A 24,436-nucleotide genomic window follows, 5' to 3' on the forward strand; every position below is an offset into this window, starting at 1 on the left:
CACGGTGCGGCGTTTTGGCGAAGCCGAGGAGCCACTGGCAAAAACATAAAATTAGCGGAAAATTGCCAGAGATTCTCTACCGAGCAGAACCATGACGACCATCACCCCGGACTGGATCATCCCTTCCGCAATTCCATTCGAGCACCTGAAGGCAAAGGACTTGGAGGAATGTCTCTTCTGGCTCCTCGATGCTATGGGGGCCCAGAACATAGAGTGGCGCATTGGCGGCGCAGGAGGCGGCGCGCCTGATGGTGGTAGAGATTTGGAGGCACAGATCCTCGTGACCTCCCCAGACGGTGATCTGTCCTCGAGGACATTTTGGTTCGAGTGCAAGGGCAGGAAAAATACTGTACCGCCCGAGGTTGTCAGGAACGCAGCCACCCATGCCTCAGCTTACAGCCACGTAGACACCCTGGTAGTGGTAACCAACTCTACGTTCTCCAATCCGACAACCGACTGGGTGAAAGAGTGGAACAAAGATCCGCGTCCACGGGCCAAAGTCCAGCTTTGGGATCGCACAAAGCTTGAGCAAATGCTGTGTCGCCACCCCAGCGTTGCCTTGAGACTGTTTGATCGTTCCTTGAGCCTGGATGGGCGCTTACAGGCTCTCACCACCCGCTTTTGGGAGCGGTTTGAATACACGCCTGTCAAACTCCTAGAAGAACTCTGGAATGCACGTAACGAGTTAGAGATAACTCCGTTCCAGCGCTTCGCCTTGATAGCGAACGAATGCTCAAACCGAAGCCTTGAGCTGCGCCCATGGGCAACAGCAACTACCCCGGAGCAAGCCTTACACACCCTCGATATTGCCCTCGCCAACCTCTACTACCTATTCCTCAAAGTCCTTCGCAATGGCGTCAACGATTCCCCAATCTTCAAGGCTTTGAGCCATTTGATCCTCATCACTCTCAGGGAGTATTCGGCAGAGTTGGTCAGCGAGATGCTGAAGGCATTTGTTTCAGAATGGGCCAACAAGCCTATGCCAGAAGGTGTGCTAGAGGTGGTGCTAGAGCCCGTTCTTCGATACGTAGATCAAGAGATCACGAGCATTTGTGTCCCTACATGTACCCGCGTTTCTCGCAAGACTCGGGATGATCGGATGGGTGACGATCACGATCTCGCCACCTATTGGTACCGCTTCGAACAGGAAGGCTACCCACGCGTTGAGGATGACAGGATCCTCTGGTTTGAGCAGACAACGAAGGCATGCGTGGTTGGATTGTGCAAGCTGCCTGATGACCGCTGCCCACTTTTGGAGTCCGACATTTCCCTCAAGAGCCTGGAAAGTTTCCTTCAAATTGCCAAGCAAATTTTCAGCTACCGCATGGACTGCTGGCAGAAAAGTCAGGCTGAAAAAGCAGACGCGAACGTCCGCTCGGATTGAGTCCAGTAGCAGCTTCGAGAGAGGTGACCGGCGAGCGGAGACGGCCTGACCTCTTCGCTGCCTCCTCTTCTGCATGCGGTGGCTGAACCAACGTGTAATGCTACGTGGATGAGCTGTCCATTTTGGTCTCAAAAAATAATGACATGTGATTTTTGAGCCTTAGCCCGGTTTCATTGGCTGGAATGCTGTCCGGATTCTTAGAAGCTCACTATTAAGTAGATTCGACAAGACCATCGTCTCCATCCCCACCTGGCGCTTGATGTCCGAGTCGTTCAAGAACTGGCGCGGCATGCAGCAGTCGGGCGGGCGACGGATCAAGCGCAGCCTGTTCATCGATGCCGGCGGCGTGCGCTTCCTGCGCTCCGATGAGGAGCAGCGCCTGAGCGAAGTACGCCTGCTGACCGACTACATTGCCCGCAAGCGCAGTGAGCTCAGAGCCTGGAACGAGGCCCAGGGCAATGTCGCCGAACTGTCCGCCAACCGTCGCCGGATGACCAACATCGGCACCTTCCGTGCCTATGCCCTGGCCTACCTGAAGAGCCACCCGGAGATCCAGCCGAACATGACCTGCATGGTCCGCCAGATGCAGACCACCGCCCAGGGCGTGCCGCTGGAAATCTACTGCTTCACGCGCACCACGGCGTGGGCCGACTACGAGCGGATCCAGGGCGACATCTTCGACTACCTGCTGGCGGTGATGCCGGAGTTCGGCCTGAGCCTGTACCAGCAACCCAGCGGCAATGACCTGCGCGCCGGCCTGTTACCCTCGACCCTGCCCAGCCAGCAGCGGGCGCTGAGTGCCGAGACGACTGAGCCATAGCGACGCGAGGATCACCGCCCCGCCGATGAACAACCGGCCCAGCGGCTCGTGCTGGTTCCAGATCAGCAAATTGAGCAGCAAACCGACCGGCACGTGCAGGTTGTTCATCACCGCCAGGGTGCCGCCGGAAACCAGGCAGGCACCCTTGTTCCACCAGTACAAGCCCAGTGCCGTCGGGCACAGCCCCAAAAACAGCAGCACCAGCCATTGCACCTCGGTGCTCGGCAGGTGCTGGCTGTTGCCGAATAGCAAAAAGGCCGGTAGCACCACCAGCAAGGCGCCCAGGTAGAAGTAACCGAAACGCCGGTAATGCGGCAGGTCGCTGGGGTTGCGTGCGATCAGGTGACGGTACAGCACCTGCCCGGCGGCATAGGTGAAGTTGGCCAGTTGCAGCAGCAAGAAGCCGATGAAAAAGTCCGGGCTGATGCTGTCGAAGCGAATCACCGCCGCGCCGGCAACCGCCACCAGCGCCGCCACCAACGCCCAGGGGTTGAAGCGCCGGTTCAGGGCATCTTCGATCAGGGTCACGTGCAAGGGCGTGAGAATGGTGAACAGCAGCACCTCCGGCACCGTCAGCACGCGGAAGCTCAGGTACAGGCAGACATAGGTGATGCCGTACTGCAGCGCACCGATCAGCAGCATCGAACGCATGAAGCGCGCTTCGACCTGGCGCCAGCGGGTCAGCGGCAGGAACACCAGGCCGGCCAGCAACACCCGCGCCAGCACGGCGAAATAGCTGTCGACATGCCCGGCCAGGTACTCGCCGATCAGGCTGAAGGAAAACGCCTGGATCAGCGCGACGATCAATAAATAGCCCATGTTGGCCCCTTGCTGTGGAGGCGGCGACCTTAACGGTTAGCGGCTAGCCCGGCAATAGTCGCTGGCAAGGCCGGCTAGCACGCCAAGCAGCATAAAAAAGCCCGGTCACGCGCAAGGCAGACCGGGCAGGTACACCCAAAGGAGCAACAGGTGTCAGGCGGGAAAAATCATTGCCGGCTTATGCCACGGCGGCAAGCTGCGCCTTGGCCTGGTTCAGGCCCTTCTCGTGGAAATCGCCGCCCATGTTCAGGCCTTCGGCGTGGATGAAGGTCACGTCATGGATACCGATGAAGGCCATGACCTGGCGCAGGTAAGGTTCCTGGTGATCGCTGCTGGCGCCGGCATGAATGCCGCCGCGAGCGGTAAGGATGTAGGCGCGCTTGCCGGTCAGCAGGCCCTGGGGCCCGGTTTCGGTGTACTTGAAGGTGATGCCGGCGCGCAGTACGTGGTCCAGCCAGGCCTTGAGGGTGCTGGGGATGGTGAAGTTGTACATCGGCGCGGCCAGCACCAGTACATCGGCGGCCAGCACTTCATTGGTCAGCTCGTTGGAGCGAGCCAGGGCCTTTAGCTCTTCGGCATTGCGCTGGGTTTCGGGCTTCATCCAGCCGCCGAGCAGGTTGCCATCCAGGTGCGGCACCGGGTTGGCGGCCAGGTCGCGCAGGGTCACCTGGTCGGCCGGGTGGGCGGCTTGCCACTGGCTGACGAAGTCGCGGGTCAGTTGCCGGGAGATCGAGTCCTGCTGGCGGGCGCTGCTTTCGATGACGAGTACACGGGACATGGGGCTTGCCTCCATCGGCGAGTTCGGTAAGTCGATGGAGGCAAGATTAATGATTGACCTATCGATAAAAAAGCGTAAAAACTGGGTCCAACCTATCAGTTAAATTGTTTTATTTCGGCTTACATTCCAAGGCGATGCGCAGCTTGATGATTTCCCGGTTGAACTTGGCAGTGGCATCGACGCTTTTTTTCGCCGGCACATTCACCCGGCGTACCCGTGGCGCTTCCGGGCCATTGCGGAAAGTCACCTTGCACTGGGCATCGACGTCGCCATAGTTGTTGACGCTGATCGAACCGATGTCACGGTCGGTGTCGTAGGTGGTGTAGTCGACCTTGACGCCGTCGATGTCTTTTTTCACGTCGATGGGATAGGCCAGGGCCGTGAGCGGAAGCAGGGCCAGCAATACAGCACAACATTTCTTCATACGACGCTCTCCATGAAAGAGCGCCAGCTTAGGACAACAGGAGCCGAAGATGAAAGCGCCGCGCGTAACCCTGGATCAGTGGCGGACCCTGCAGGCGGTGGTCGATCACGGCGGTTTTGCCCAGGCCGCCGAGGCCCTGCACCGTTCGCAATCCTCGGTGAGCTATACCGTGGCGCGCATGCAGGACCAGCTCGGCGTACCGCTGCTGCGTATCGACGGGCGCAAGGCGGTGCTGACCGAGGCCGGCAACGTGCTGCTGCGCCGCTCGCGGCAACTGGTCAAGCAGGCCAGCCAGCTTGAAGACCTGGCCCATCACATGGAACAGGGCTGGGAAGCCGAAGTGCGCCTGGTGGTCGATGCCGCCTACCCCAATGCCCGCCTGGTCCGCGCCTTGAGCGCGTTCATGCCGCAAAGCCGTGGCTGCCGGGTGCGCCTGCGCGAAGAGGTGCTGTCCGGGGTCGAAGAGGTGCTGCATGAAGGCATTGCGGACCTTGCCATCAGCGGCTTCAACATTTCCGGCTACCTGGGCACCGAACTGAGTTCGGTCGAATTCGTCGCCGTCGCCCACCCCGAACACAGCCTGCACCGCTTGAACCGGGAACTGAGCTTCCAGGACCTGGAAAGCCAGCTGCAGGTGGTGATTCGCGATTCAGGCCGCGCCCAGCCACGCGATGTCGGCTGGCTGGGCGCCGAACAGCGCTGGACGGTCGGCAGCCTGGCCACCGCCGCCACTTTCGTCAGCAGCGGCCTGGGCTTTGCCTGGCTGCCGCGGCACCTGATCGAACGCGAGCTGCGTGAAGGCCTGCTCAAGCCTTTACCACTGGATCAGGGTGGCAGTCGCCACCCACTGTTCTACCTTTACTCGAACAAGGACAAACCTCTGGGCCCGGCAACGCAGATCCTCGTCGAATTGCTGCGCAATTTCGACACCGCACCGCTGGATGTGCCCTTCGCCGCGCCCGCCCAAGCCTGACAGGAATCACGCCGATGGCCTACTTCGAACATGAAGGTTGCTCGCTACACTACGAGGAATACGGCCAAGGCGAGCCGCTGGTGCTGTTGCATGGCCTGGGCTCCAGTTGCCAGGACTGGGAAATGCAGGTGCCGGAGCTGGCTCGCCACTACCGCGTGATCCTCATGGACATCCGTGGCCATGGCCGCTCCGACAAGCCACGCGAGCGCTATAGCATCGCCAGCTTCAGCGCCGACCTGCTGGCCCTGCTCGAGCGGTTGCAGACCGGCCCCGTACACCTGGTCGGGCTGTCCATGGGCGGCATGGTCGGCTTTCAGTTTGCCGTCGATCATCCCCAGTGGCTGCGCAGCCTGTGCATCGTCAACAGCGCCCCGGAGGTCAAGCGCCGCAGCCGCAGCGACTGGATCTGGTGGGCCAAGCGCTGGGCCCTGGCCCGCGTGCTGAGCCTTGAAACCATCGGCAAGGGCCTGGCCGAGCGGTTGTTCCCCAAGCCGCAGCAGGCCGATTTACGCCGCAAGATGGCCGAGCGCTGGGCAAAGAACGACAAACGCGCCTACCTGGCCAGTTTCGACGCCATAGTCGGCTGGGGCGTGGCGCAACGCCTGGGGCAGATTCGCTGTCCTACCCTGGTCATCAGCGCCGACCAGGATTACACCCCGGTACAACTTAAAGAGCGCTACGTTGCGCTGATTCCACAGGCACGGCTGGCGGTTATCGAAGATTCCCGGCACGCTACACCCCTGGATCAACCTCACGTCTTCAATCAGACGCTGCTGCAGTTCCTGGCGGCGTCCACCACCTCTCAAGGATCATTGAGCCCATGCTGAAAAAACTCCTGCTCGCCACCTGCTCGGTCGTTTTCGCCACCAGCCTGATGGCTTCCGACAAGACGCCCCACGTATTACTCGACACCAGCTTCGGCCAGGTCGAAGTGGAACTGAACGCGGAGAAGGCGCCGATCAGCACCAAGAATTTCCTGCAGTACGTGGACAGCGGCTTCTACAACAACACCATCTTCCACCGGGTGATCCCGGGCTTCATGGTCCAGGGTGGTGGTTTCACTGAGCAGATGGTGCAAAAGCCCACCAAGGACCCGATCCGCAACGAAGCCAGCAATGGCCTGCAGAACGTCCGTGGCACGCTGTCGATGGCGCGCACCTCCGACCCGAACTCGGCCACCAGCCAGTTCTTCATCAACGTCGCCGACAATGCCTTCCTCGACCCGGGCCGCGACCGCGGTTACGCGGTGTTCGGCAAGGTCGTCAAAGGCATGGAAGTGGTCGACCAGATCGTCAACTCGCCCACCACAGTGAAAAAAGGCATGCGCGATGTGCCGGTCGACCCGGTATTCATCAAGTCGGCCAAACGCATCGACTGACCTTGGGCTTCACAGGGACGTGAACCGGGCCCGCGGGTCGAACTGAACAGGAGTTACCGTTTTCATGCTGTTTCGCCGCTTCGAAAAGCTGATCGACATCTTCCGTGAGGCGCCCACCGCGGCGCCGCCGACCACGGTATGGCCGTTCTACGTGTACTACCTGCGCCAGGTCTGGCCGAGTTTTGCCGCCCTGCTGGTGGTCGGCCTGATCGGTGCGCTGATCGAAGTGGCGCTGTTCAGCTACCTGAGCCGGATCATCGACCTGGCCCAGGGCACGCCGAACGTCAACTTTTTCAGCGAGCACGGCGGCGAGCTGATCTGGATGCTGGTGGTGGCGCTGTTGCTGCGCCCGGTGTTCGTCGGCCTGCACGACCTGCTGGTGCACCAGACCATCAGCCCGGGCATGACCAGCATGATCCGCTGGCAAAACCACACCTACGTGCTCAAGCAGAGCCTGAACTTCTTCCAGAGCGATTTTGCCGGGCGCATCGCCCAGCGCATCATGCAGACCGGCAACTCGTTGCGCGACTCGGCGGTGCAGGCGGTGGATGCGCTATGGCACGTGCTGATCTACGCGATCAGCTCGCTGGTGCTGTTTGCCGAGGCCGACTGGCGGCTGATGTTGCCGCTGATCACCTGGATCGCCTGCTACATCGGCGCGCTCTACTACTTCGTGCCACGGGTCAAGGCCCGTGCGGTGATCTCCTCCGATGCCCGCTCCAAGCTCATGGGCCGCATCGTCGATGGCTACACCAACATCGCCACCCTGAAACTCTTCGCCCATACCGACTTCGAGCAGCAGTACGCCCGCGAAGCGATCAGCGAACAAACCGAAAAAACCCAGCTGGCCGCCCGCGTGGTCACCAGCATGGACGTGGTCATCACCAGCCTCAACGGCCTGCTGATCGTCAGCACCACGGGCCTGGCCCTGTGGCTGTGGACCCAGTCGCTGATCACCGTCGGCGCCATCGCCCTGGCCACCGGCCTGGTGATCCGCATCGTCAACATGTCGGGCTGGATCATGTGGGTGGTCAACGGCATCTTCGAGAACATCGGCATGGTCCAGGACGGCCTGCAGACCATCGCCCAGCCGGTCAGCGTCAACGACTCGCCTAGCGCGCCCAGGCTCAAGGTCGAACGCGGCGGGGTCAAGTTCGACAACGTCAGCTTTCACTATGGCAAGGGCAGCCGCATCATCGATGGCCTCAACCTGGACATCCGCCCCGGCGAGAAGATCGGCCTGATCGGCCCGTCCGGCGCCGGCAAGTCGACCCTGGTCAACCTGCTGCTGCGCCTTTACGACCTGGAAAGCGGGCGCATCCTCATCGATGGCCAGGACATCGCCCAGGTGACCCAGGCCAGCCTGCGCGCACAAATCGGCATGATCACCCAGGACACCTCACTGCTGCACCGCTCGATCCGCGAAAACCTGCTCTATGGCCGGCCCGATGCCACTGAAGATGAGCTATGGGAAGCGGTGCGCCGGGCACGGGCTGACGAGTTCATCCCGCAGCTTTCCGACGCTCAGGGCCGGACCGGCTTCGATGCCCATGTCGGTGAGCGCGGGGTCAAGCTTTCCGGCGGCCAGCGCCAGCGCATCGCCATAGCCCGGGTGCTGCTCAAGAATGCGCCGATCCTGATCATGGACGAAGCCACCTCAGCGCTGGACTCGGAAGTCGAAGCGGCAATCCAGGAAAGCCTGGAAACCCTGATGCAAGGCAAGACCGTGATTGCCATTGCCCACCGACTGTCGACCATTGCCCGCATGGACCGCCTGGTGGTGCTGGAAAAAGGCCGGATTGCCGAGATGGGCAGCCACTCGGAGTTGCTGGCGCATCAGGGCCTGTATGCGCGGTTGTGGCATCACCAGACCGGGGGGTTTGTCGGGATCGACTGACAGTAACCTCGACTTGCCCCGCGATGAGGCCCTCAACCTTGCCGATAAGGCAACGCCAAACGCGCTTCCTGGGCATAAGCCAACACCCCTGCCCGCTCCTGCTCGAGGAACTCCTCCACTGCCCGGCGCAAGCCCGGGTGCAGCAGATAGTGCCAGGAGCGGGTGATCACCGGCTCAAAGCCGCGAATCAACTTGTGCTCGCCCTGCGCACCGGCATCAAAGCGCTGCAAACCCTCGGCAATCGCCCAATCCATGCCCTGGTAGAAACAAGTCTCGAAGTGCAGCCGGTCGAATTCGTCCAGGCAGCCCCAATAACGGCCATACAGGCTGTCGCCACCGACCAGGCTGAAGGCCATGGCCACATCACGCCCGCCTTGGCGCGCCATCACCACTCGAATCGCTTCAGGCATGCGCTCGGCCAGCAGGCTGAAGAATTCCCGGGTCAGATACGGCGCACGGCGGCGTACGGCATAGGTATTGGCATAACAGGCGAAGACGAAATCCCACTGCGCCTCACTCAGCGCTTCGCCGCGAAACCAGCGAAACTCGATACCCTGCCCCGCCACCTGCTCGCGCTCCTTGCGCATTTGCTTGCGCTTGCGTGAACTCAAGGTATCGAGAAAATCCTGGAAGTCGCGGTAGCCCTGGTTGCGCCAGTGAAACTGGCATCCCAGGCGCTCCATCCAGCCGTCACGCTCGCGCATCAGCGCATCCGCCTGCGCATCGGTGAAGTTGATATGGGCGCCGGACATCCCCTGCTCGAACAGTTCATCGGTCAGTTGATCCACCAACTCGGCCGCCGCCTGCGGGTCGCCCAGCAGCCGTGGGCCGGTCACCGGCGAGAACGGCACGGCACACAGCAGCTTGGGGTAGTAGGCAATACCCGCCCGCTCACAGGCATCGGCCCAGCCGTGGTCGAACACGTACTCGCCGAATGAATGGGTTTTCACGTAGGCCGGCAAGGCCGCTCGCAGTTGCCCGGCGCTGTCGGTCAGCAACTGGTGCACGGGGCTCCAGCCGGTGTGGCGGCTGACACTGCCGCTGTCTTCCAGGCTGGACAGGAATGCATGGCGCAGGAACGGCTGGTCCCCCGGCACCAGAGCGTCCCAGGTGGCAGGCGTGAGTTCGGCTAGGTGTTGCAGGATGAGCTTGGGCATTGGCGCAGTCTGCCTCGTCGCGCAGACGAAAAAAAGCCCCGCGCAAGCGGGGCTGAAGATCTAACGGATGAGGAGCGGTGTTGCTTAGAACACGTACTGCGCGCGCATTACGAAACCGTCGCCGCTGTCGTCGCCGGCAGCGTTCTGGGCGTTGTCGACCTTGGCTTTGACGTATACGCCACTGAGCTTGATCGACTCGTTGGCGTACCAGTTCAGGCCGACGTTGTGGACCTTGCCTTCGACATCATCGATGTTGGCAAAGGCGCCGTTGTCGTCATCGACGCTCAGGTGGTCATAGCGGTAGAACACTTCCCAGGCACCGATCTGCTTGTTCGAAGGCTTGATGCTGTCGAACTTGCCGAGCTTGTAGCCACGGGCTTCACCGGTGATGGTGTAGGCCAGCTGGCCGTAGTAGCCGTCTGCCTTGATGTCGGAGAACGAGGCGCTGTCGGCCTGGACGTCACGCTTGACGTATTCGCCCTGTACCGAAAACGGGCCCATGGCCCATGCCGCTTCCAGGCCCCAGGCCTTGTCGGTGTCGTAGGCACCGGCCGGGGTGTTGTTGGCGCCGCCCAGGGTCAGGCGGTTGCCGTTGCTGCCGGCATCCTGGCCACCGTCGGTGCTGACGCCGCGCATGCCCAGGCGGCTGCGGATACGACCATCGAAGGCGGTGTCGGAGAGGTCACGCTGGGCGTAGTTGATACCGAAGTGCAGGACATTGCCGGCTTCGTGCATCGGCGCGAAGACGCCGCGCAGGTTGAACTGCTTGGTGCTGTCGCCGTCCTTGTCCTGGTTGGTGGCGTCCTTGGCGAAGGCACCGACCGAGCCGTACAGCGAGTCACCGACGGTACCCGAAGCCTGGATACCCAGGCCGCCGTTGTGGGCGTTGGTCCAGTCGACCAGGTCATAGGCGGCAGTACGTTCCTGCGCGGTCACCCACTTGGAGCTGGTGGCTTTTTCCAGGCCGAACTCGGGGTCGAAACGACCAACCTTGATCGATACCGGGCTGAAGCCGTTGTAGGCCAGGGACGCTTCATCGAAGTAGCCGTCTTCGGAACGGTTGTCACCGCCGGAGTTGTGCGAGAAGTCGTAGGCGATCTGGTAGGCCCAGTCCTTGTACATCACGCCGCCCAGTTCCAGGTAGGCGCGGCGGAAGTAACCGGCGTCGGCGGTATTGCCGTTGTTGGTGTAGAAACCGTCGAAACGGCTGTAGTCAGCCTGGATCCGACCGCCCAGCTTGAAGCTGAATTCCTTGTCGGTGGTAGCGACCTCGAGGCCACCCTTGGTCTTGACTACGATATCGGCGCCGTCGGTGGTCACGGTACCCGCGAAAGCCTGGGCGGTAACGGCCATGGCCAAGGCGCTGGCTACGAAACCTGCGAAGTGCTTACGGATCATCGAAGAAGCTCCCCTACTTTATGGTCTTGATAATGTTGGAAAAACACGCGGCTCAGGCCACTTGTGCTGGGGAGGAATCTTGGCGGGGGTGTATGTCAGATCAGTGGCTTTTAGATAAATGTTTTGTGACAGGGGAACTTTTTTACTTCGAAATGAAATAAGCCGGAAAGCTCCGTTGCAGAGCCTCCCGAGCCGGATTCAGGAGTTTTTCAGCTCCCGCGCCAGACGCTCGGCCAGTGCCTCGCTGTCGCCCGCCGGTTGTTCCGGCAAAGCCCGTACCGTGGCCTGGGCCACGCGCATCTGCTTGAGAAAGCGCCGACAATGGCGACAGAACAACAGGTGCTGACGGACCATCAGGCGCTCGCCCAGGGTCAGTTGTCCATCCAGGTAGTCGCTGGAGCGGGCGACGAGTTCCTTGCAGCTCAGCATTGACCGGTTTCCTCGAAATGTTCCAGGGTGGCGAAGACCTTCAGGCGCGCGCGGTGCAGCAATACGCGGACATTGGAGAGGGAAATCTCGAGAAGATTACAGATCTGCTCGAGCTCCAGGCCCTGACGCTCGCGTAGCACCAGCACACTGCATTGCAGTTCCGACAGGCTGAGCAAGGTGTGCTCCAGGCACTCACGCATCTGCTCGCGGCTGAGCAGGGCTTCAGGGGTGTCCTCATGCCAGGCCGAAGGCCCTTGCAGCCAGTGGCCGTCGGTAGCAAAGCGCTCATCGCCAATGGTGCCATGCGGGCCTGGCAGGTCATCGAGAAGCACTTCGCGGCGATTTTGCTTGTAGCGGGTCTTGGCCGCGTTGGCGGTAATGGTCAGCAGCCAGGTTTTCAGGCTCGAGCGCTGCTCGAACCCCTTGAGGTTGCGCACCACCGCCAGCCAGGCGTCCTGTACCGCTTCGTCGGCATGCCGGCTGCCGACAATCGCATAGGCCACTGCGCGCATGGCGCCCTGATAGCTGTCGACCAGTTCCTTGAACGCCTGTTGCTCACCCTTGAGCAGCCGCTCCAGCAAGCGGGTTTGTTGTTCAGCAGTCATCGCCATCCATCCATCGTTCTGCGGGTAGAGTCCGATTAGGCGGATTTGTTACAGCCAACGCTATCAGTGAAGTGTCGCAACAACGTGGGACACTTCACCGGTAGTTGCAACTCAACGCTTGCGCAGGATCACGCTACCGATCGAATAGCCGGCCCCGAACGAGCTGAGCACGCCCAGGGCGCCCTGTGGCAGGTCGTCCTGATGCTTGTGCAGGGCGATTACCGAGCCTGCCGAGCTGGTGTTGGCGTAGCTGTCGAGGATTACCGGTGCCTCTTCTTCGAGGGCGTCACGACCAAGCAGTTTCTTCACGATCAGGTGGTTCATGCTCAGGTTGGCCTGGTGCAGCCAGAAGCGCTTGACGTCGCTGACATTGAGGTTGTTCTCGGTCAGGTGCTGGCCGATCAGCTCGGCGACCATCGGGCAGACCTCGCGGAACACCTTGCGGCCTTCCTGGACGAACAGCTTGTCGGGGGCGCCAATGCCCTCTTCGGCCGCGCGGTTGAGGAAGCCGAAGTTGTTGCGGATGTTGTTCGAGAACTGGGTCAGCAGTTTGGTGCTGACGATGTCGAACTGGTGCGTGGAGGTGGCCAGGTCGGCGCGCTCCACCAACACGGCAGTGGCGGCATCACCAAAGATGAAATGGCTGTCGCGGTCACGGAAGTTCAGGTGGCCGGTGCAGATTTCCGGGCTGATCACCAGCACTGCGCGGGCCTGGCCCAACTGTACGCTGTTGCAGGCAGTCTGAATGCCGAAGGTGGCCGACGAGCAGGCTACGTTCATGTCGAAACCAAAGCCGTTGATGCCCAGCGCCTGCTGCACTTCGATGGCAATCGCCGGGTACGGGCGCTGCAGGTTGGAACAGGCAACGATCACCGCATCGACGTCGGCGGCAGTACGCCCGGCGCGTTGCAGGGCCTGCTCGGCGGCGGCCACGGCCATCTGGCAGAGGATCGACGGCTCGTCGTTGGAGCGCTCGGGCAGGCGCGGCTTCATGCGCTGCGGATCGAGAATGCCGTCCTTGTCCATGACGAAGCGGCTCTTGATGCCCGAGGCTTTTTCGATGAAGGCGGCGCTGGACTCGGCCAGGGCCTGGACTTCACCGCGCTCGATGGCGGCGGCGTTGTCACGGTTGAACTGCTGCACGTAGGTATTGAAGGACTCCACCAGCTCTTCGTTGGAAATGCTGTTGGCCGGGGTGTACAGGCCGGTGCCGCTGATGACGACGTTATGCACGGTCGTTCCTCTGTTCGGGGCCATTGCCAGCCCGGCAACGGCCTGTTCGGTCGGTTTGAGTTGGCACCAAAGTACCAACTTTGACTGGCAATGCCCCCAGCTTGCGGGCCACTGCGCAGTGCTGCATGCGTGAGCCGCGCAGGCCCGGCAGGTTATTCCGGGATGCGCGGCGTATATCGGTCAAGTGTGCCACAACTGCAGGGGTTTAGGCTTCCACCTGACTCCACTGCTTGCTCAGTCGTTTGTCGGAAACCGGGACCTTGGTGCCCAACTGCTGGGCGAACAACGACACCCGGTATTCCTCCAGCCACCAGCGGTACAGCTGCAGCTGCTCGTCGCGCTTGCCTTCCTGCAGGTGCTTGTCCAGGCGGGTCTGGTACTGGCTCCAGAGGTTGCCCAGCTCGCCGCTCCAGACCCGGTCCTTCTGCACCTGGGCGCCAAGCTTCTCAAGACGCAACTCGATCGCCTTGAGGTAGCGCGGCAGCTCCTTGAGCCACAGCCCCGGGGTTTCGCGGACAAAGCCGGGGTAGACCAGGTTGCCCAGTTGCTGCTTGATGTCGTTGAGGGCCACGGCCTGGGCCAGGTCGATCTTGCCCTTGAAGCGCTTTTGCAGGCCATGCCAGAGCTTGAGGACTTCCAGGGTCAGGCGAGCCAGACGCTCGGCGTGCTCGGCCCAGCTGCCGCGCTTGCGCTCGGCCAGCGAGGCCAGGCCGGCGCCATCGCGTGGCAGGGTAGCCTCGCCTTCAAGGATGCAACTGTCTAGGCTGGCCAGCAGAATGTCCTCGACCAGCGCCTCGACCCGACCCAGCTCGCGGTACAGCAAGCCCAGCTCGGTCAGCCCCGGCAGCTTGCCGCGCAAAAACTTGGCCGGCTCCGCCAGTTGTTGCAGCAGCAGGCGCTGCAAGGCTCGGCGGTGCTGGAACTCGGCTTCAGCCTGGGTCGAGAAGCGCCCTTCCTTGACCGTGCCGTTTTCTTCCACCAGCGCCGGATAGACCGTCATCGACAGCCCGGCAAACTTTTGTTGCGCAGTCTCGGCCACCTGGGTGAAGGCCTTGGCCTGCACCGGCTGCTGGCTTTGCGCGGTTTGCGGGACCGCCAGCGCGGCCTGGCTGGCCGCGGCAAAGCGCGCGGTCAGCTCGGCCAGGTCACGGCCTTCACCGAGGAACTTGCCCTGGCCATCGACCACTTCCAGGTTCATCTTCAGGTGGCTGTCGACCTGGGCCGCAGCTTCGGCCCAGGCTTCGTCGCTGACCCGCGCACCGGTCATGCGCAGCAACTCGCGGCCAAGCGCCTGGGGCAACGAACCTTCAGCGAAGCTCATGCGCTGCAGGGCGGCCTTGACGAAGTCCGGCACCGGCACGAAATTCTTGCGCAAGGCCTTGGGCAGGTTGCGCACCAGGGCGATGCATTTGGCTTCCAGCAGGCCCGGCACCAGCCACTCCAGGCGTTCGCCCGGCAGGCTCGGCAACAGCGGCGCCGGCACCCGCACGGTAACGCCGTCGCGCGGATGGTTTGGCTCGAAGTGGTAACTCAGGGCCAGGCTCAGGTCGCCCAGGCGCAGGGTGTCCGGGTACTGCGCGGCGGTGACTTCACTGGCCTCGCGGGCCAGCACGTCTTCCTCGCGCATGATCAGCAACTGCGGGTCTTTCTGGCTGTTGACCCGGTACCAGCTGTCGAAGGTTGCGGTCTGGTGGATCTCGGCCGGCAGCCGCGCCTCATAGAAGCCGTACAGGGTTTCTTCATCGGCGAGGATGTCGCGCCGGCGGGCCTTGGCTTCCAGCTCGTCGAGTTGCTCAAGCAAGCGCCGGTTGGCGATCAGGCACCTGGCCTTGGACTGGATCTCGCCGCCGACCAGGGCCTCGCGGATAAACAGCTCGCGCGACATTACCGGGTCGACCGGGCCGTAATGCACCGGCCGCCGGCCAACCACGATCAGGCCATAGAGGGTGACCTGCTCGAAGGCCACCACCTGGCCGCGCTTCTTCTCCCAGTGCGGTTCGAAGTGGTTTTTCTTGATCAGGTGCCCGGCCAGCGGCTCGATCCAGTCCGAATCGATCTTGGCCACCATGCGCGCATAGAGCTTGGTGGTTTCCACCAGCTCGGCGGTCATCAACCATTGCGGACGCTTCTTGCCCAGGCCGGACGAGGGGTGCACCCAGAAGCGCCGTTGGCGGGCGCCGAGGTAGTCACCGTCTTCGCTCTTCTGGCCGATCTGGCTGAGCAGACCGCAGAGGATCGCCTTGTGCAGGCGCGGGTAGTCGGCAGGCTCTTTATTGATGCTCAACTGCAGGTCGCGGCAGATCAGGCTGAGCTGACGGTGAGCATCGCGCCATTCGCGCAGGCGCAGGTAGTTGAGGAAATTCTTCCGGCACCAGTTGCGCAGCGGGCTGGCGGTCAGGGCCTGGCGTTGCTCTTCAAAGCCACGCCACAGGTTGACCAGCGCGGCGAAGTCGGAGTCGGCGTCTTTCCATTGCGCATGGGCCTGGTCCGCCGCTTGCTGGCGCTCCGGCGGCCGCTCGCGCGGGTCTTGCACCGACAGCGCACTGGCGACGATCAACAGCTCATTGAGGCTGCCCTGCTTGGCGCCTTCGAGCAGCATGCGGCCCAGCCGCGGGTCCACCGGCAGGCGCGCCAACTGGCGGCCCAGGGGCGTGAGCTGGTTCTCGCGGTTGACCGCCGAGAGCTCCTGCAACAGGTTGAAGCCGTCGCTGATGGCCTTGCCGTCCGGCGGCTCGATGAACGGGAAGGCGTCAATATCGCCCAGGCGCAGGTGCAGCATCTGCAGGATGACTGCCGCCAGGTTGGTACGCAGGATCTCAGGGTCGGTAAAGGCCGGCCGCGCATTGAAGTCTTCTTCGCTGTACAGGCGCACGCAGATGCCCGGCTCGACCCGCCCGCAGCGGCCCTTGCGCTGGTTGGCGCTGGCCTGGGACACCGCTTCGATCGGCAGGCGCTGAACTTTGGCCCGGTAGCTGTAGCGGCTGATGCGCGCGGTGCCGCTATCGATCACATAGCGGATGCCCGGCACCGTCAGCGAGGTTTCGGCAACGTTGGTGGCCAGCACCACGCGCCGCCCCGGATGGGACTGGAAAATCTTCTGCTGCTCGGCCGGCGACAGGCGTGCGTACAGCGGCAGGATTTCGGTGTGACGCAACTGCGCCTTGCGCAGCATCTCGGCAGCGTCGCGAATCTCGCGCTCGCCGGGCAGAAACACCAGCACATCGCCCGGGCCCTTGCCCTGGCTGCGCTCAAAGGCGGCAATCTCGTCGAGGGTGGCGAGGATCGCCTGGTCGACGGTGAGGTCGTCCTCGACGCGGTTGCCCTCCTCGTCCTGCTCGCGGGTTACCGGCCGGTACCAGGTTTCCACCGGGTAGGTGCGGCCCGACACCTCGATGATCGGCGCATCGTTGAAATGCTTGGAGAAGCGCTCAAGGTCAATGGTCGCCGAGGTGATGATGACCTTGAGATCGGGGCGACGCGGCAGCAGGGTCTTGAGGTAACCGAGCAGAAAATCGATGTTAAGGCTGCGCTCGTGGGCTTCGTCGACAATGATGGTGTCGTAGCGCTCGAGAAAGCGGTCGTGCTGGGTTTCGGCCAGCAGGATACCGTCGGTCATCAGCTTGACCAGGGTATTGGCGTCGCTCTGGTCTTCGAAGCGCACCTGGTAGCCGACCAGCGCCCCCAGCGGCGTACCGAGTTCTTCGGCGACCCGGGTGGCAACGCTGCGCGCGGCAATCCGCCGGGGCTGGGTATGGGCGATCAGGCCGTGCTGGCCGCGGCCCAGTTCCAGGCAGATCTTCGGCAGCTGGGTGGTTTTGCCCGAGCCGGTTTCGCCGGCGATGATCAGCACCTGATGCTCGGCCAGAACCTTCTTGATCTCGTCACGCTTGGCCGCAATCGGCAGGCTGTCGTCGTAACGGATGCTCGGCACACTGGCCTTGCGCGCGGTGACCTGGGCGCAGGAGGCCTGGACCTTGTCGACCCATTGCGCAAGCCTGGCCTCATCCGGGCGCTTGCGCAGCTCGTGCAACTGCCGGCGCAGACGGTGGCGCTCGGCAATCATGGCGTGGTCGAGGTTTTTCAGCAGTTGATCAATCGCGTGGTCAGTCATGGGGGCTTTTTAGTCGTGCAGGTGAGCCTGCTTTTGCATGATCGGCTTTTCAAGGGCTGCGATTGTCGCAGATTTGCCGACGCTCGGCACGGTTGCGGGCGGGCGGACGATTGTTTAGCCGCGGCTTATCTGAAGTTACCCAAAGGCTGATTTAATGAACCTTCCCCGGCATGGGAGTATCCAGGCATGACTTCGTCTACCGGTTTGCCCCGCCTGCTGCTGCGCCCTTCTTTCCCGAAGGTGCGGGCGCGCTGCGGGGAAAATCCGCTGGTACACATCATTCTCGCCTTCTGGGCTTTGTGGCACTGCCGCCATGCCCGCCCACCGGACGCCCGCCTCGCTCTGCAGTGAACCGTGCGGCCAGCTTCTGGCCGACCTTCCTTGTCGAAGACTGCCGCCTGACCGGCTAGACAGTCCTGTGCGCCTGAGGGCGCGAGCGAGCACACCATGCACTTTGCCCCTATCGAGCAGGCCCGAACGTTCCTGGCCGCCAACCCCGATATCGAGATGATCGAGCTGTTCATCCTCGACGCCAACGGCGTACCACGCGGCAAGCTGCTGCACCGCGAAGAGCTGCTGGCGGTGTACGAAAGCGGGCGGCCATTGCCCAGCACCATCCTCGGTTTGACCCTCAACGGCGACGATGTGGAAAACTCAGGCCTGGTCTGGGATGTCGGCGATATCGATTGCCGCGCCTACCCGCTGGAAAACAGCCTGGTGCGCCTGCCGTGGCGGCAGATTCCCACCGCTGCAGTACAAGTCAGCATGCACCCCAGCGAAGGCCTGCCGGCGACTGTCGCCGACCCGCGCCACCTGCTGGTCAAGGTCATCGATGCGCTCAAGGCCGACGGTTACTACCCGGTGATGGCCTGCGAGCTGGAGTTCTATCTGCTCGACCAGCAACGTGACAGCCACGGCCGCCCGCAACCGGCCCTGGACCGCGACGGCGGGCGCCCGCGTGGCACTCAGGTCTACGGCCTGCGTGAGCTGGAGCAGATCGAGCCGTTTCTCGCCGACCTCTACGCGGCCTGCAAGACCCAGGGCATTCCAGCGCGCACGGCGATTTCCGAATACGCCCCGGGCCAGGTGGAAATCACCCTCGAGCATGGCTATGCGCTGCTGGCCATGGACCAGGCGGTGCGCTACAAGCGCCTGGTCAAGGGCGTGGCGCACAAGCACGGGATGCAGGCCTGCTTCATGGCCAAGCCGTTCGATCACCTGGCCGGCACTGGCATGCACATGCACGTGAGCCTGGCCGATGCCCAGGGCAACAACCTCTACGCCAGCGAAGACAAAGCCGGTACGCCGCTGCTGCGCCAGTCGGTGGCCGGCATGCTCACGCTGCTGCTCGATTCGCTGCTGCTGTTCTGCCCCAACGCCAACTCCTACCGCCGCTTCCAGGCCAACAGCTATGCGCCGCTGGCGCCGACCTGGGGCGTCGACAACCGTACCGTCAGCCTGCGCGTGCCCGGCGGCCCGGCCAACAGCCGGCACATCGAGCACCGCATCTGCGGCGCCGATGCCAACCCTTACCTGGCCGCAGCAGCGATTCTCGCCAGCCTGCATCACGGCATCCGCCAGCAACTCGACCCGGGCGCGCCGGTCGAGGGCAATGGCTACGCCCAGGCCAGCGAACTGCTGCCCACCGACTGGCTGACCTCGCTGACTGCGCTTGAGCGCTCGAACTGGGCTCGCGAAGCCCTGGGCGCCGAGTTCCTCGGCGTGTACCTGGCGGTCAAGCGCGCCGAGTACCGCCAGTTCATGGCCGAAGTCGGCGAACAGGACTGGCGCTGGTACCTGAGCCAGGCCTGACCCTTTATTTTTGCACCAAGGATTTTGTTATGAATGCAGCCGTAAACGCCGGCCCTGCCCAACGCAGCGCCTCGTACTACACCGCCAGCCTCAACGACACCACCCAGTACCCGACCCTCAAGGGCACGGTGAAAGTCGACGTGGCAATCATTGGCGGCGGCTTTACCGGTGTCGCCAGCGCCGTGGAACTGGCCGAGCGCGGCCTGAAAGTCGCCATCGTTGAAACCAACCGCATCGGCTGGGGCGCCAGCGGGCGTAACGGCGGCCAGGTCACCGGCAGCCTCTCGGGCGATGAAGCGATGCGCAAACAGATGCGCGACAAGCTCGGCGATGACGTCGATGATTTTATCTGGCACCTGCGCTGGCGCGGCCACCAGATCATCGAGCAAAGGGTCGAGCGCTACGGCATCGACTGCGACCTCAAGCGCGGCCACCTGCACGCGGCGATGAAAGACTCGCACATGGGCGAACTGCGCGCCTTCGCCGCCGAGGCCGAGCGCCGCGGCATGGGCGACCAGGTCGAGCTGCTGGGCCAGAACGCCATGCGCGAACACCTGCAAAGCCCGCTGTACCTCGGCGCCTTGAAGAACCGGCGCAACCTGCACCTGCACCCGCTCAACCTGTGCCTGGGCGAAGCCCGCGCCGCACACAGCCTGGGCGCACTGATCTTCGAGAACTCCGAAGTGCTGGACATCATCCATGGCGAGCAGCCGGCAGTGGTGACGGCCCACGGCCGGGTCGAGGCCAAGCAGATTCTGTTGGCCGGCGACGTCTATCACAAACTGGAAAAACGCCAGCTCAAGGGCAAGATCTTCCCGGCCATGGGCGGCATCGTCACTACTGCGCCGCTGGGTGAACTGGCCGCGCAGATCAACCCGCAGGATCTTGCGGTGTACGACTGCCGCTTCGTCCTCGACTACTACCGGCTGACCGCCGATGGCCGCCTGCTGTTCGGCGGTGGCGCCAACTATTCCGGGCGCGATTCACGGGATATCGCCGGCGAACTGCGGCCGTGCATCGAGCGCACCTTTCCGGCGCTCAAGGGCGTGCCGATCGAGTTCCAGTGGAGTTGCGCGATGGGTATCGTGGTCAACCGCATTCCGCAGCTGGGCAAGCTTTCGGACAACGTCTGGTACTGCCAGGGCTATTCCGGGCACGGCATCGCCACCAGCCATATCATGGGCGAGATCATGGCCGAAGCACTGACCGGGACGCTGGAGAAATTCGATACCTTTGCCGGCTGCAAACACATCAAGGTGCCGATGGGCGATGTGCTGGGCAATCCGTTGCTGGCGGCGGGGATGTGGTATTACCAGATGCTTGAAAAACTGCGCTGAAAGCATCGCTGGCAAGCCAGCTCCCACAGGATCGATGGTGGGAGCTGGCTTGCCAGCGATCGAGCGCGAAGCGCTCGCCTTGACTCAGGCGATCTTCTTCAGGCCCAGCTTCTTCAGTTCTTCATCACGCAGTTCACGGCGCAGGATCTTGCCGACGTTGGTGGTCGGCAGCGCATCGCGGAACTCGATGAAACGCGGCACCTTGTAGCCGGTGACGTTTGCACGCATGTGCTCCATCACCTGCTCCTTGGTCACGGTCATGCCCGGCTTGACCACGATGAAGATCTTGATCACTTCACCGGATTTTTCATCCGGCACACCGATGGCCGCGCACTGCAGCACGCCTGGCAACGCCGCCAGCACGTCCTCAAGCTCATTCGGATAGACGTTGAAACCGGAGACCAGGATCATGTCTTTCTTGCGATCGACAATGCGCATGTAGCCGTCGGTCTGGATCAGGGCGATGTCACCGGTCTTCAGCCAGCCGTCACTGTCGAGGATCTCGTTGGTGGCGTCTTCGCGCTGCCAGTAGCCCTTCATTACCTGCGGCCCTTTCACGCACAGCTCGCCGACTTCGCCCAGGGCCAGTTCAACACCGGCGTCGTCGATGATCTTGCACAGGGTCGAGGGCACCGGAATGCCGATGGTGCCGATCTGGTTCTGCTCGGCCGGGTTGACCGCCGCCACCGGGCTGGTCTCGGTCATGCCGTAACCTTCGCAGATGGCGCAGCCGGTGATTGCCTTCCAGCGCTCGGCGACGCTCATCTGCAGGGCCATGCCGCCCGACAGGGTGATCTTCAGGCCAGAGAAGTCCAGCTTGCGGAAATTCTCGTTGTTGCACAGGGCCACGAACAAGGTATTGAGGCCGACAAAGCCGCTGAACTTCCACTTGCCCAGTTCCTTGACCATCGCCGGCAAGTCGCGCGGGTTGCTGATCAGGATGTTGTGGCTGCCGATCAGCATCATTGCCATGCAATGAAAGGTGAAGGCATAGATGTGATACAGCGGCAACGGCGTGATCAGGATCTCGCAACCTTCATTGAGGTCCGAGCCCATCAGCGCCCGGCATTGCAGCATGTTGGCCACCAGGTTGCGGTGGGTCAGCATCGCGCCCTTGGCCACCCCGGTAGTGCCACCGGTGTACTGCAATACGGCGACGTCATGGCGGTCTGGATTGGCTTCCTGAAAGGTTTGGCCACGGCCTTTGCTCAAGGCGTCGTTGAACTTGACCGCCTTGGGCAGGTTGTACGCCGGGACCATTTTCTTCACGTACTTGATCACGCTGTTGATCAACAGGCGTTTAACCGGTGGCAAGAGGTCGGCCACTTCGGTGACAATAACGTGTTTGACCTGGGTCTTGGGCACTACCTTTTCGGCCAGGTGCGCCATGTTTGCCAGGCAGACCAGCGCCTTGGCGCCGGAATCATTGAATTGGTGTTCCAATTCCCGCGCGGTATACAACGGGTTGGTGTTGACCACGATCAGGCCCGCACGCAGGGCACCGAACACGGCAACGGGGTATTGCAGAACGTTGGGCAGCTGCACGGCAATACGATCACCCGGCTGCAGGTCGGTATGCTGTTGCAGGTAAGCGGCAAACGCCCCCGACAACTCATACAACTCGCCGTATGTAATGGTTTTGCCCAGGTTGCTAAAGGCCGGTTTATCGGCAAAGCGCTGGCAAGACTGCTTCAATACCGCCTGAATATTCGGATACTCATCAGGATTGATTTGCGAGGCAATCCCGGCTGGGTACTTATCCTTCCAAAAGTTTTCGATCATGGAAGCCCACTCCTCCAGCAACAGCGAATTCTTCACCGCAGTCGATGCGATTATTATTGATATAAGATTACGGTTTATTGCAAACCTGATAATCAGAAGCGGGCCGAGAGTAGCAGCTTTGCCAAGGGCCGCCTAGAGCTAAAGTAGCCCAGACAGTCACGGAAATGACTCTTGATAATCACGTAGTCATTTTTAGAGTAAAAATTCTAAAGATTCAAGTTTCAAGCCACAAGCTACAAGCTGGCCGGGCTTGTAGCTTGTAGCTTGTAGCTTGTAGCTTGCAGCTTGCAGCTTGCAGCTTGCAGCTTCCAGCTTCCAGTTCCCTCAGGCTATATCCCGAAGCTCCCTGCGCAGAATCTTGCCCACTGCCGTCATCGGCAGCGACTCGCGCAAGACAATATGCTTGGGCACCTTGTAGCCGGTGAAGTTGGCCTTGCAGTAAGCCTTCAGCTCTTCAAGGCTTACCCCGCCCTCGCGCGGCACCACGAACAGCTTCACCGCCTCGCCCGAACGCTCGTCGGGGATGCCGATCACCGCGCAACTGGCCACTTGCGGATGGCTCATCACCACTTCTTCGATCTCGTTGGGGTACACGTTGAAGCCCGAGACGATGATCATGTCCTTCTTGCGGTCGACGATGCGGGTAAAGCCGTCCGGGTCGATCACGGCAATGTCGCCGGTCTTGAACCAGCCTTCGCTGTCCAGCGCCTCGGCCGTCGCCTCGGGGTGCTGCCAGTAACCCTTCATCACTTGCGGGCCCTTGATGCACAACTCGCCGCGCTCGCCGAAGGGCTGCTCGACACCCGCATCGTCAATCACCTTGAACGCCGTGCCCGGCACCGGAATGCCCACGGTGCCCAGGCGTGCCAGCTGGCCGTAAGGGTTGGTGCTGGCTACCGGCGAGGTCTCGGTCAGGCCGTAGCCTTCGACAATGCGGCAACCGGTGATGCTCTCCCAGCGCTCGGCGGTGGCGCTGACCAATGCGGTACCGCCAGAGTTGGTGACCTTCAGCGCCGAGAAGTCGAGGTTCTTGAACTCTGGGTGGTTCATCAGCGCGACGAACAGGGTGTTGAGCCCGAGCAGCCCGGAGAACTTCCACTTCTTCAGCTCTTTGACAAAGCCGGCGATGTCGCGCGGGTTGGTGATCAGCACGTTGTGGTTGCCGGTAACCATCATGCACATGCAGTTCGCGGTAAAGGCATAGATATGGTAGAGCGGCAGCGGCGCGATCATCACCTCCTGCCCGTCCTTGATCAGGCGCTGGCCATCGGCACCGTGCTGGGAGAAACACGCCAGCACCTGGAGCATGTTCGCCACCAGGTTGCCGTGGGTCAGCATCGCGCCCTTGGCCAGGCCCGTGGTGCCGCCGGTGTATTGCAGCACGGCGATGTCATCGAGGCCCAGCGCAACCGGCTTGAGCGCCTGGCCGCGGCCCTGGGCCAGGGCGCTCTTGAATGGCACCGCCTGCGGCAGGCGGTAGTCCGGGACCATCTTCTTGACCTTGCTGACGATGGTGTTGACCAGCCAGCCCTTGGCCGTCGGCAGCATGTCGCCCATCTTCGCCTCGATGAGGAACTCGATGCCGGTGTCGGGCAGCACCTCCTGCACCAGCTTGCCGAACATGTTCAGGTACACCAGCGCCCGGGCGCCGGAGTCCTTGAACTGGTGGCGCATTTCGCGGGCGGTGTACAGCGGGTTGGTGTTGACCACGATCAGGCCGGCGCGCAAGGCGCCGAACACCGCGATGGGGTACTGCAGCACGTTGGGCATCTGTACCGCGATGCGGTCGCCCGGCACCAGGTCGGTGTGCTGCTGCAGGTAAGCGGCAAAGGCCGCAGAATAGCGTTCGAGTTCGGCGTAGCTCAGGGTGACCCCGAGGTTGCTGAACGCCGGGCGGTCAGCAAACTTCTTGCAGGAGCGTTCGAATACTTCGACCACTGACTTGTAAGCATTTATGTCAATTTGCGAAGGAACCCCTGCCGGGCGCTTGTCATTCCAGAAATCAGCTTGCATCTATTATTGTCCTCATACCTGAGCCGATCCGGCCCCCTTGCCTGCTTGGCGAAGAAGGTGCTCTGCCGACGTTAGCAGGTATGTCG

At 62.2% G+C, this 24,436-nt stretch carries 18 protein-coding genes and 1 pseudogene; 8 read left to right on the forward strand and 11 right to left on the reverse strand.

Annotated features, from left to right (window positions below; translation table 11 throughout):
- The first annotated feature begins 91 nt into the window (after positions 1-91).
- Both BLR26_RS23115 and BLR26_RS23120 read left to right on the forward strand, forming a co-directional pair.
- On the forward strand, positions 92-1,384 hold the full coding sequence (locus BLR26_RS23115; protein WP_093385986.1) for a restriction endonuclease: 1,293 nt from the start codon (positions 92-94) through the stop codon (positions 1,382-1,384).
- A 211-nt stretch (positions 1,385-1,595) separates the two neighbouring features.
- Positions 1,596-2,204 (forward strand): annotated as a pseudogene (locus BLR26_RS23120) (mechanosensitive ion channel family protein); the annotation flags it as partial.
- Here the strand turns inward: BLR26_RS23120 and BLR26_RS23125 are convergent.
- The 3 genes from BLR26_RS23125 to BLR26_RS23135 all read right to left on the reverse strand — a co-directional run bounded on the left by BLR26_RS23125 (position 2,145) and on the right by BLR26_RS23135 (position 4,225).
- Positions 2,145-3,023, reverse strand: coding sequence for a carboxylate/amino acid/amine transporter (locus BLR26_RS23125; RefSeq protein ID WP_045193401.1), 879 nt, complete (start codon positions 3,021-3,023; stop codon positions 2,145-2,147). The pseudogene BLR26_RS23120 and the gene BLR26_RS23125 overlap by 60 nt on opposite strands.
- A 178-nt stretch (positions 3,024-3,201) precedes the next feature.
- A complete protein-coding gene (locus BLR26_RS23130) occupies positions 3,202-3,801 on the reverse strand; it encodes an FMN-dependent NADH-azoreductase (RefSeq protein WP_093385994.1) in 600 nt (199 codons plus the stop codon).
- 109 nt (positions 3,802-3,910) lie between these two features.
- Positions 3,911-4,225, reverse strand: a complete 315-nt coding sequence (locus BLR26_RS23135) for a 3-phosphoglycerate kinase (protein WP_093385999.1) — start codon at positions 4,223-4,225, stop codon at positions 3,911-3,913.
- A gap of 49 nt (positions 4,226-4,274) precedes the next feature.
- Here BLR26_RS23135 and BLR26_RS23140 point away from each other — a divergent pair, with 49 nt between their 5' ends.
- The 4 genes from BLR26_RS23140 (at position 4,275) to BLR26_RS23155 (ending at position 8,473) form a co-directional block, all read left to right on the forward strand.
- Positions 4,275-5,198 (forward strand): PA3225 family LysR-type transcriptional regulator, encoded by a 924-nt coding sequence (locus BLR26_RS23140; protein WP_045193404.1) that lies wholly within the window; start codon positions 4,275-4,277, stop codon positions 5,196-5,198.
- A gap of 14 nt (positions 5,199-5,212) precedes the next feature.
- On the forward strand, positions 5,213-6,025 hold the full coding sequence (locus tag BLR26_RS23145) for an alpha/beta fold hydrolase (protein ID WP_093386004.1): 813 nt from the start codon (positions 5,213-5,215) through the stop codon (positions 6,023-6,025).
- Positions 6,019-6,576, forward strand: a complete 558-nt coding sequence (locus BLR26_RS23150; protein ID WP_093386010.1) for a peptidylprolyl isomerase — start codon at positions 6,019-6,021, stop codon at positions 6,574-6,576. The genes BLR26_RS23145 and BLR26_RS23150 overlap by 7 nt, the downstream gene beginning before the upstream one ends.
- A 64-nt stretch (positions 6,577-6,640) precedes the next feature.
- Positions 6,641-8,473: an ABC transporter ATP-binding protein gene (locus tag BLR26_RS23155; protein WP_093386015.1), complete on the forward strand. Its 1,833-nt coding sequence runs from the start codon at positions 6,641-6,643 to the stop codon at positions 8,471-8,473.
- A gap of 32 nt (positions 8,474-8,505) precedes the next feature.
- Here BLR26_RS23155 and BLR26_RS23160 read toward each other — a convergent pair whose 3' ends face one another.
- From BLR26_RS23160 to hrpA, 6 genes are all read right to left on the reverse strand, one after another.
- Entirely contained in the window at positions 8,506-9,630 is a 1,125-nt protein-coding gene (locus BLR26_RS23160) for a GNAT family N-acetyltransferase (protein WP_093386020.1), read from the reverse strand.
- A gap of 84 nt (positions 9,631-9,714) precedes the next feature.
- Positions 9,715-11,028 carry an OprO/OprP family phosphate-selective porin gene (locus BLR26_RS23165; protein ID WP_045193409.1) on the reverse strand — a complete coding sequence of 438 codons (1,314 nt, stop codon included), beginning with the start codon at positions 11,026-11,028 and terminating at the stop codon, positions 9,715-9,717.
- A 198-nt stretch (positions 11,029-11,226) separates the two neighbouring features.
- The gene (locus BLR26_RS23170; RefSeq protein WP_093386024.1) at positions 11,227-11,457 is read right to left on the reverse strand and encodes an anti-sigma factor family protein; all 231 of its coding nucleotides are present in this window, start codon (positions 11,455-11,457) and stop codon (positions 11,227-11,229) included.
- Positions 11,451-12,062 carry an RNA polymerase sigma factor gene (locus BLR26_RS23175; RefSeq protein WP_045193411.1) on the reverse strand — a complete coding sequence of 204 codons (612 nt, stop codon included), beginning with the start codon at positions 12,060-12,062 and terminating at the stop codon, positions 11,451-11,453. Before BLR26_RS23175 ends, BLR26_RS23170 begins: the two co-directional genes overlap by 7 nt.
- Positions 12,063-12,173: 111 nt before the next feature.
- Positions 12,174-13,295 carry a beta-ketoacyl-ACP synthase III gene (locus BLR26_RS23180; RefSeq protein WP_093386029.1) on the reverse strand — a complete coding sequence of 374 codons (1,122 nt, stop codon included), beginning with the start codon at positions 13,293-13,295 and terminating at the stop codon, positions 12,174-12,176.
- A 205-nt stretch (positions 13,296-13,500) separates the two neighbouring features.
- A complete protein-coding gene (gene hrpA / locus BLR26_RS23185) occupies positions 13,501-17,406 on the reverse strand; it encodes an ATP-dependent RNA helicase HrpA (RefSeq protein WP_093386034.1) in 3,906 nt (1,301 codons plus the stop codon).
- Between the two features lie 447 nt (positions 17,407-17,853).
- Here hrpA and BLR26_RS23190 point away from each other — a divergent pair, with 447 nt between their 5' ends.
- The gene (locus BLR26_RS23190; RefSeq protein ID WP_093386039.1) at positions 17,854-19,218 is read left to right on the forward strand and encodes a glutamine synthetase family protein; all 1,365 of its coding nucleotides are present in this window, start codon (positions 17,854-17,856) and stop codon (positions 19,216-19,218) included.
- A 29-nt stretch (positions 19,219-19,247) separates the two neighbouring features.
- A complete protein-coding gene (locus BLR26_RS23195; RefSeq protein WP_045193415.1) occupies positions 19,248-20,555 on the forward strand; it encodes an NAD(P)/FAD-dependent oxidoreductase in 1,308 nt (435 codons plus the stop codon).
- 84 nt (positions 20,556-20,639) lie between these two features.
- Here BLR26_RS23195 and fadD1 read toward each other — a convergent pair whose 3' ends face one another.
- Together fadD1 and fadD2 are read right to left on the reverse strand one after the other, a co-directional pair.
- A complete protein-coding gene (gene fadD1, locus BLR26_RS23200) occupies positions 20,640-22,337 on the reverse strand; it encodes a long-chain-fatty-acid--CoA ligase FadD1 (RefSeq protein WP_093386044.1) in 1,698 nt (565 codons plus the stop codon).
- A gap of 324 nt (positions 22,338-22,661) precedes the next feature.
- Positions 22,662-24,350 carry a long-chain-fatty-acid--CoA ligase FadD2 gene (gene fadD2 / locus BLR26_RS23205; RefSeq protein ID WP_045193417.1) on the reverse strand — a complete coding sequence of 563 codons (1,689 nt, stop codon included), beginning with the start codon at positions 24,348-24,350 and terminating at the stop codon, positions 22,662-22,664.
- Positions 24,351-24,436: the final 86 nt, after the last annotated feature.

It is taken from the genome of Pseudomonas sp. UC 17F4 (assembly GCF_900101695.1).
Lineage (GTDB): Bacteria > Pseudomonadota > Gammaproteobacteria > Pseudomonadales > Pseudomonadaceae > Aquipseudomonas.